The organism is Corynebacterium sp. 11A (genome assembly GCF_008930935.1).
Classification (GTDB): domain Bacteria; phylum Actinomycetota; class Actinomycetes; order Mycobacteriales; family Mycobacteriaceae; genus Corynebacterium; species Corynebacterium megadyptis.
Window position 1 is genome coordinate 577,213 of the sequence record NZ_PQMR01000001.1, and the last position, 6,978, is coordinate 584,190.

The 6,978-nt window shown below is 62.4% G+C and carries 7 protein-coding genes; all 7 read left to right on the forward strand.

All coding sequences use genetic code 11. The features are described from left to right. Positions 1-34 precede the first annotated feature (34 nt). Positions 35-1,570: a proteasome ATPase gene (gene arc / locus GBB18_RS02500; RefSeq protein ID WP_192795891.1), complete on the forward strand. Its 1,536-nt coding sequence runs from the start codon at positions 35-37 to the stop codon at positions 1,568-1,570. Further along, positions 1,567-3,066, forward strand: coding sequence for a depupylase/deamidase Dop (dop, locus tag GBB18_RS02505; RefSeq protein ID WP_151640636.1), 1,500 nt, complete (start codon positions 1,567-1,569; stop codon positions 3,064-3,066). Before arc ends, dop begins: the two co-directional genes overlap by 4 nt. 12 nt (positions 3,067-3,078) lie before the next feature. Further along, positions 3,079-3,267 (forward strand): ubiquitin-like protein Pup, encoded by a 189-nt coding sequence (locus GBB18_RS02510; protein WP_151548566.1) that lies wholly within the window; start codon positions 3,079-3,081, stop codon positions 3,265-3,267. A 9-nt stretch (positions 3,268-3,276) separates the two neighbouring features. Continuing rightward, on the forward strand, positions 3,277-4,791 hold the full coding sequence (gene pafA / locus GBB18_RS02515) for a Pup--protein ligase (RefSeq protein WP_151548565.1): 1,515 nt from the start codon (positions 3,277-3,279) through the stop codon (positions 4,789-4,791). Beyond that, the gene (locus tag GBB18_RS02520; protein WP_151640637.1) at positions 4,788-5,804 is read left to right on the forward strand and encodes a YafY family protein; all 1,017 of its coding nucleotides are present in this window, start codon (positions 4,788-4,790) and stop codon (positions 5,802-5,804) included. The genes pafA and GBB18_RS02520 overlap by 4 nt, the downstream gene beginning before the upstream one ends. A gap of 4 nt (positions 5,805-5,808) precedes the next feature. Then, on the forward strand, positions 5,809-6,810 hold the full coding sequence (locus tag GBB18_RS02525) for a YafY family protein (protein ID WP_151548563.1): 1,002 nt from the start codon (positions 5,809-5,811) through the stop codon (positions 6,808-6,810). 2 nt (positions 6,811-6,812) lie between these two features. Then, the coding region (gene tatA, locus GBB18_RS02530) for a Sec-independent protein translocase subunit TatA (RefSeq protein WP_151640638.1) at positions 6,813-6,978 on the forward strand (166 nt) is incomplete at its 3' end.

A 6,978-nucleotide genomic window follows, 5' to 3' on the forward strand; every position in this document is an offset into this window, starting at 1 on the left:
AAAAGTACGACACACTGTTAGAGGAGATGCGTCTATTTTGACCACCGACGCTCAGGAGACGACCTTTGAGGTCCGCCACCTCCAGCGCATCAACCGCGAGCTGGCCGGCAGAAACACCAAGCTCGTGGAGTTGTTAAAGTCCTCGCGCGATAAACTCGCCCTGCTCAACGAGCAGATGGAATCCCTGGCCCAGCCTCCCAGTACCTATGGGGTCGTGCTCGACGCCGGCTATCAGGACTCCAGCGCGGATGTCTTTACCGGCGGACGGCGGATGCGGCTGATGGTGAGCCCCGAGGTCGCTGCAACCGAGTTGGTGCCCGGCGCCTTGGTGCGGCTGGGGGAGAGCTCCGCAGTGGTTGAGGTGTGCGGCACCCAAACCACCGGCCAATTAGCTACTGTGTCGGAAATACTGGATGGTTCGCGCATCCTGATTAGCACCACCACCAGCGATAACGCTGTGCTCACCGTGGCGCATGCGCTACGCGAGCCCGGCGCGGTTAAACCGGGCGACACGGTGCTCTATGATTCCCGCGCCCTCATGGCGCTGGAGGTCGTGGCCCACACGGAGATCAACCGGCTAGCGCTGGAGGAGATCCCGGATGTCACCTACACCGATATCGGTGGCTTGGATGAGCAGATCGAGATGATCCACGATGCCGTGGAGCTTCCCTTTACCCATCCCGAGCTCTATAAGCACTTTGATCTGCACCCGCCCAAGGGGGTACTGCTCTATGGCCCGCCTGGCTGTGGCAAAACCCTCATTGCCAAGGCCGTGGCGAACTCGCTCTCGGCGCGCATTGGGGAGGTCGGCTCCTCCTATTTCATCAACGTCAAGGGCCCAGAGCTGCTGAATAAGTTCGTCGGCGAGACCGAGCGCATGATTCGTTTGATCTTCGAGCGCGCCCGGGAATTGGCCAGCGAGGGCCGCCCCGTGATCGTGTTCTTCGACGAGATGGAATCCATCTTCCGCACCCGCGGTTCGGGGCGCAGCTCGGATATGGAAACCACCGTGGTGCCGCAGTTGCTGGCAGAACTCGACGGTGTGGAGTCGGTGGCCAATGTCATCGTGATTGGCGCCACCAACCGCGAGGAGCTCATTGACCCCGCGATCCTGCGTCCTGGCCGCTTGGATGTGAAGATCAAGGTGTCCCGGCCGAATAGGGAGCAGGCCCGCGAGATCTTTAGCCGCTATATCACCGACACCATTCCTTTGGCGTGCGAGCGCGAGGAGCTCATTAGCCTCGCCACAGAGGAGCTCTTTACCCCGCGCCCCTATGTGGTGCTGACGCTCTCGAATGGCTGCACGGAGACTCTCTACACCAATGATTTCGTCTCCGGCGCCATGATCGCCAATATCGTGGACCGCGCCAAGAAGCTGGCCATCAAGCAGCATTTGGCGCATCCCCAGGACACAGTCTGCGGCCTTTCTGCCGAGCACCTCCGCGAGGCCGTGCGGGTGGAGATGAAAGAAAACGAGGATCTGCCCAATACCTCCAACCCCGATGAGTGGGCGCGGATTACCGGCCGGCACGGCGCGCGCGTGGTGGAGGCCCAGGTGGTGCTCTCATGATCTTCATTGGCACCGAAACCGAGTACGGTATTTCCACCCCGAGCACACCGCTGTTAAGCCCGATTATCTCCTCCACTCACGCGGTGGTGGGATATGCCACCTCGCGGGGTGCACGGCGGGGCACGCAATGGGACTTCGGACCAGAAACCCCGCTGCGCGATGCACGCGGATTTGATCTGCGCCGCTATCACACCGCACCGACGATCGACCCCCACGCGCTCGGGGTGGCCAATCTCGTGCTCGACAATGGCGGCCGGTTCTATGTGGATCACGCCCACCCCGAGGTGTCCTCGCCAGAGACCGCGGACCCCTTACACGCTATGGTGTTCGACCAAGCGGGGGACAGGGTAGCGCTTGACGCCATCACCGCAGTGGCGGAGTTGAGCGAGGCTGGGGTGAGCGCGCTGGATAAGCACGAGCCGTGCCCGCCGCTTAAGCTGTACAAAAACAATGTGGACGGCAAGGGCGCCTCCTATGGCGCCCACGAGAACTATCGCTATTCCCGCACCGTGCCTTTCGATGAACTGGCGGCCGCGCTCATTCCTTTCTTCGTCACCCGCCAGGTGGTCATCGGCGCCGGTCGAGTGGGGCTGGGTAGCCATGGTGAACAGCCGGGCTTCCAGATCAGCCAGCGCGCCGACTATATCGAGCAAGAGATCTCTTTAGAGACCACGCTCAACCGCGGCATTATCAACACGCGCGATGAGTCTCATACTGACGATGAACACTATGGTCGGCTGCACGTGATCATCGGCGACGCTTCCATGTCGCAGATTTCGAGCTTCCTCAAACTCGGCATGACCTCCCTCGTCATCGCCGCCATTCAGCGCGGCGAACGCTTCAGCGATCTGGCTCTCGCGCATCCTGTGGCCGAGGTCTCGGCCGTATCCCGTGATCTCACGCTCAGCCACCGCCTCGAGCTCGCCGATGGCCGGCGCCTCACGGCGCTGGAGATCCTTGGCGAGTACCGCCGCCGTGCGGCTGCGGCGGTGGGAGATAGCGTCGATAAGCGGCTGCTCTCGGAGTGGGATGAGGCCGCGGACTTACTTGCCACCAACCCGCTTGCGGCGGCGGACCGGCTGGACTGGGTAGCCAAGTACGCGCTCATGCAGGGCTTCGTGGCGCGCGGGGCCAGCTGGGATGATCCCAAGATTGCGCTGGTGGATCTGCAATATAGCGATATCGATCCGCGTACCTCGCTCTATCACGCCTTGGTGCGCAAACAACGCATGCGCACCCTGGTGGATGAAGAGACCATCCGGCGCGCCGCCTATGAGCCGCCCAAGGATTCGCGCGCCTATACCCGCGGGATGTTTATGACGCGCTATCCCGATGAGGTCGTGGGCGCCAACTGGGACCGCGTGGTGGTGGCCGAAGGCGAGGCGATGCTCACGGTGCCGATGGTCGCCGTCGATGGATATACCCACGCCGATACCGCCGCTGCCTTCGAGCAGCCCACAGCCGCCGCCGCGGCGCGAATGATCAACCCCGATTAACTCAAGGAGACAATGACGATGGCACAAGAACAGATCACCACCCCCGGTGGCGGTCCAGAAGAGAACAACCAGGACAGCGGCTTCGGCCAACTGAGCATCAGCACCGAGGGCACGGACGAGCTGCTCGACGAGATCGACGATCTGCTCGAGGACAACGCCGAAGAATTCGTGCGTGCCTATGTGCAAAAGGGCGGACAGTAGGCCAGCACAATGACACACGGGGATAGTACGCCAGAGACGCAGCACGCAGCAGCGGAATCCGTCGAGGCCGCGATTCTGCGGCGCATCATGGGAATTGAAACCGAATACGGTGTGAGTTTCCGCTGCGCCCCAGGACAGCGCTGCCGCGAAATCACCCCGGACGAGGTGGCCCGCCACCTGTACCGGCCAATCCGCGAGCGTTTTTCTTCCACGAATATCTTCACCCGCAATGCCGGCCGACTCTATCTGGATGTGGGCGATCACCCCGAATACGCCTCCGCGGAATGCGACTCCATCGAGCAGCTCATCAACTATCACATCGCCGGTGATCGGCTGGTGAATCAGCTGGCCGAACAGGCCCAGACGAGCCTCGAGACCATGGGCTATCCCGGCTCGATCTATCTCTTCAAAAACAACGTGGATTCGCGCGGAAACTCCTATGGCGCCCACGAGAACTACCTTGTTTCTCGGGATACCTCGCTGAAGGTGCTCTCGCGTACCCTGCTGCCTTTTTTGATTACCCGCCAGCTCATCTGTGGCGCCGGAATGATACATCACCCACGGCTGCCGCAGGCGGATGATTTCTCGCTCGGCTATTGCTTGTCCCAGCGGGCCGACCACGTGTGGGAGGGGGTGTCCTCGGCCACCACCCGCACTCGGCCGATTATCAACACCCGCGATGAACCGCATGCTGATTCCAAGCGTTATCGGCGGCTGCACGTGATCGTCGGCGACGCCAACATGGCCGAGCCCACCATCGCCCTCAAGCTCGGCTCCACCCTGCTGGTGCTCGAACTCATCGAGGCAGGCATGCCGCTACCCGATGTGGAGCTGGAATCCTCGGTGGGCGCGATTCGCGAGATCTCCCGCGATCTCAGCGGGGCCGCAGCCGTGCCACTGCGTAATGGCTCCACACTGCCGGCGCTCGAAATTCAGCGCATCTATCTCCACGCTGCCCAGCAGTGGCTGCAGCAGCGCCCCGAGCCGAACGCCGAACTCGAGCGGGTCGTCGAGCTGTGGGAGAAGGTGATTACCTGCTTCGACACCGGTGACTTCACCCCCGTCTCGCGGGATATCGACTGGGTGATCAAGCGGTCCCTGCTGCAGCGTTATCAAACGCGTCTCGGCTGTGGACTGGATCATCCCCGCTTGGCGCAGGTGGATCTGACCTATCACGACATCGCCCCCGATCGCGGGCTGGCGCTGCTGCTGCAGCGCAAAGGCCTGATCAATCGCTGGACGAGCGACGAGGCCATTGACGCCGCGATGTTCCACGCGCCGACGACCACCCGCGCCCACCTGCGGGGCCGTTTCCTCGACGCCGCCTATACCCGGGCCGCGCCGGTGGCGGTGGATTGGATGCGGATGAAAGTCTCACGACCGGAGCCGCAGCTGGTGGAGCTCGGCGATCCTTTCGCCACTACCGATCCGGACGTGGATGCGCTCATCGCCTATATGGAGAAGCATTTTCCTTTGTGTGAAGGCGCACACTGCTGCCGCCAACGCGATAACCTGAGGCTATGAGTTCCCCCAGTACGCGCACGGCTAGCGAAGAGGCTCTGGAACGAGCCATCAACCTCACCTTCGCTCTGCTCAATGCCCCGGCCCAGGGCCGCGGGCTGAGCAAGGAATGGATCCGCACCCATGTGTCCGGATACCAGAACAAAAGCGATGCCGCCTTTGACAAGATGTTCCAGCGCGACCGCGCGGTATTGCGCGCCGTGGGCGTGCCCATCGTCTCTGAGGAAGATATCTTCAACACCAAGCGCTTCCGCCTCGTGGAGTCGCGCTACTCGCTGCCGGAGATGACCTTCACCCCCGAGGAAGCGAGTGTTCTGGCGCTCGCGGGGGAGCAGGGCATGAGCGGCGAGCTCGCTACCTTCGCCCGCTCCGGCTGGACCAAGATCGCCGCCGGCGGGGCGCAGCGCGGGGAGCTCAGCCCAGCAGGGGAGTACACCAGCGTGAGTGATCTTTCCACGCTGAGTACCACCACCTTCGAGCGTTTAGTGCGAGTGTGCCATCGCCGGTTGTCCATCACCTTCGATTACTACCGTCATGTCGGCGCCGACCCGCAGCCTCGCGCCATGGATCCCTGGGCGCTCGCCCCGGTCGGCGGCCGGATCTACCTGCTCGGTTTCGATCTCGACCGCACAGCCCCACGAGCGTTTCGTATCAGCCGCATCGATAACATCGCCGCTAACGGTCCGCGCACCCACGAGCCACCGGCCGAGACCACGCCCGCGGAGATCATCACCGAACTGTTGTCTTTTCGCCAGCCGCTTGTCGACGCCCACCTCGTGCTACAGCAATCTCCCAGTTTTAGCTCCGAACTCTTGCGTGCCGCGGAGGAAACAGAGCCTGGGCACTATAGCCTCAGCGGTGTGGACTTCAACTGGCTGGTTACCACCGCGGTAGGTGAGGCACCGGAGGTGCTGGTCACCTCGCCGCCGGAGGCCGTCGAGGCCATCACGCACCGCTTGCGTGGATTCATAGCCACCCAGGAGTCCCTCGACCCAGACACCGCGGAAGGACACTGATCTCATGGCCCGTGCACACACCGGCGAGCGGGTCAATGATCTCGTTCGCTTGCTCAATCTCATTCCCTATTTCCAGGCGCATCCCGACACCACCATCGCTGAGGCCGCCGCCGATCTAGGCCGCTCGCCCGGTGAGATCGCCGCCGATTTGCGCCGGTTGTGGTGCTGTGGAACCCCGGGGTTGATGCCCGATAACTTGGTGGATTTCGAAACGGATTTTAAGTCCGTGACCATCACCAATAGCCAAGGCATGGACAAAGCGCTCAACCTCACCGCCAGTGAGGCGGGCGCGCTGCTGCTCGCCCTCGAAGCCCTAGAATCGCGTGGCTCGGTGGCCGATGTGGACTCCATCACCTCAGCTGCCGAGAAACTGCGCACAGCGCTCGGCGCCGCTGGGGCGCCGGTGATGGATGTGGAGCAGAGCCTCTCCGCCGCGGAACGAGATTTTCTCGCCACGGTGCGCCACGCCGTGGCCGTGGATAAGCAGCTGCGTTTTAGCTACTCCGGGGCGCTCGACGCCGAGCCCCAGCAGCGCACTATCAGCCCCGTCGCCATCTTCGATCACGATGGCCACTCCTATGTGCGTGGCTGGGACCACGACCGCGCTGCTGAGCGCACCTTTCGTGCCGACCGCGCCCACAGCGCGGGCGTGCTCGATCTGCCGCGGGAGGTCCCCAGCATCGTCACCCTGGACGCCGATGATCCCTTCGATCTCACGAGTTCGGGGGAAGACGTACACATCCAGTTAAAAGAAGAGGCGCTATGGGTGGCAGAATACTATCCTGTACAGCTTCAGCTGGAGCCTATCGATGGATGGTATCCAGCCACAGTGCGCATGCTGCATCCGCACTGGCTCTATTGCTTCGTGGCATCGCTCGGGGAGAATGTGAGAATCTCCTCGCCGGCGGTGGCACAAGAAGCGAGCCTCGTGCGCGCTCGTGCTGCACTCGACGCGTATGATCAGTTCATAAACGACCACACGTCACCGACAGCTACTGAGAGGTAACTATGCCAACTCTAGGCTTCTGGGAAATTGCCCTTATCGTCTTCGTCATCCTTGTCCTCTTTGGCGCGAAGCGTTTGCCGGATGCGGCCCGATCCTTGGGTCGATCCATGCGCATCTTCAAGTCCGAGGTCAAGGAAATGAGCAACGACGATAACCCCCAGCCCGCCC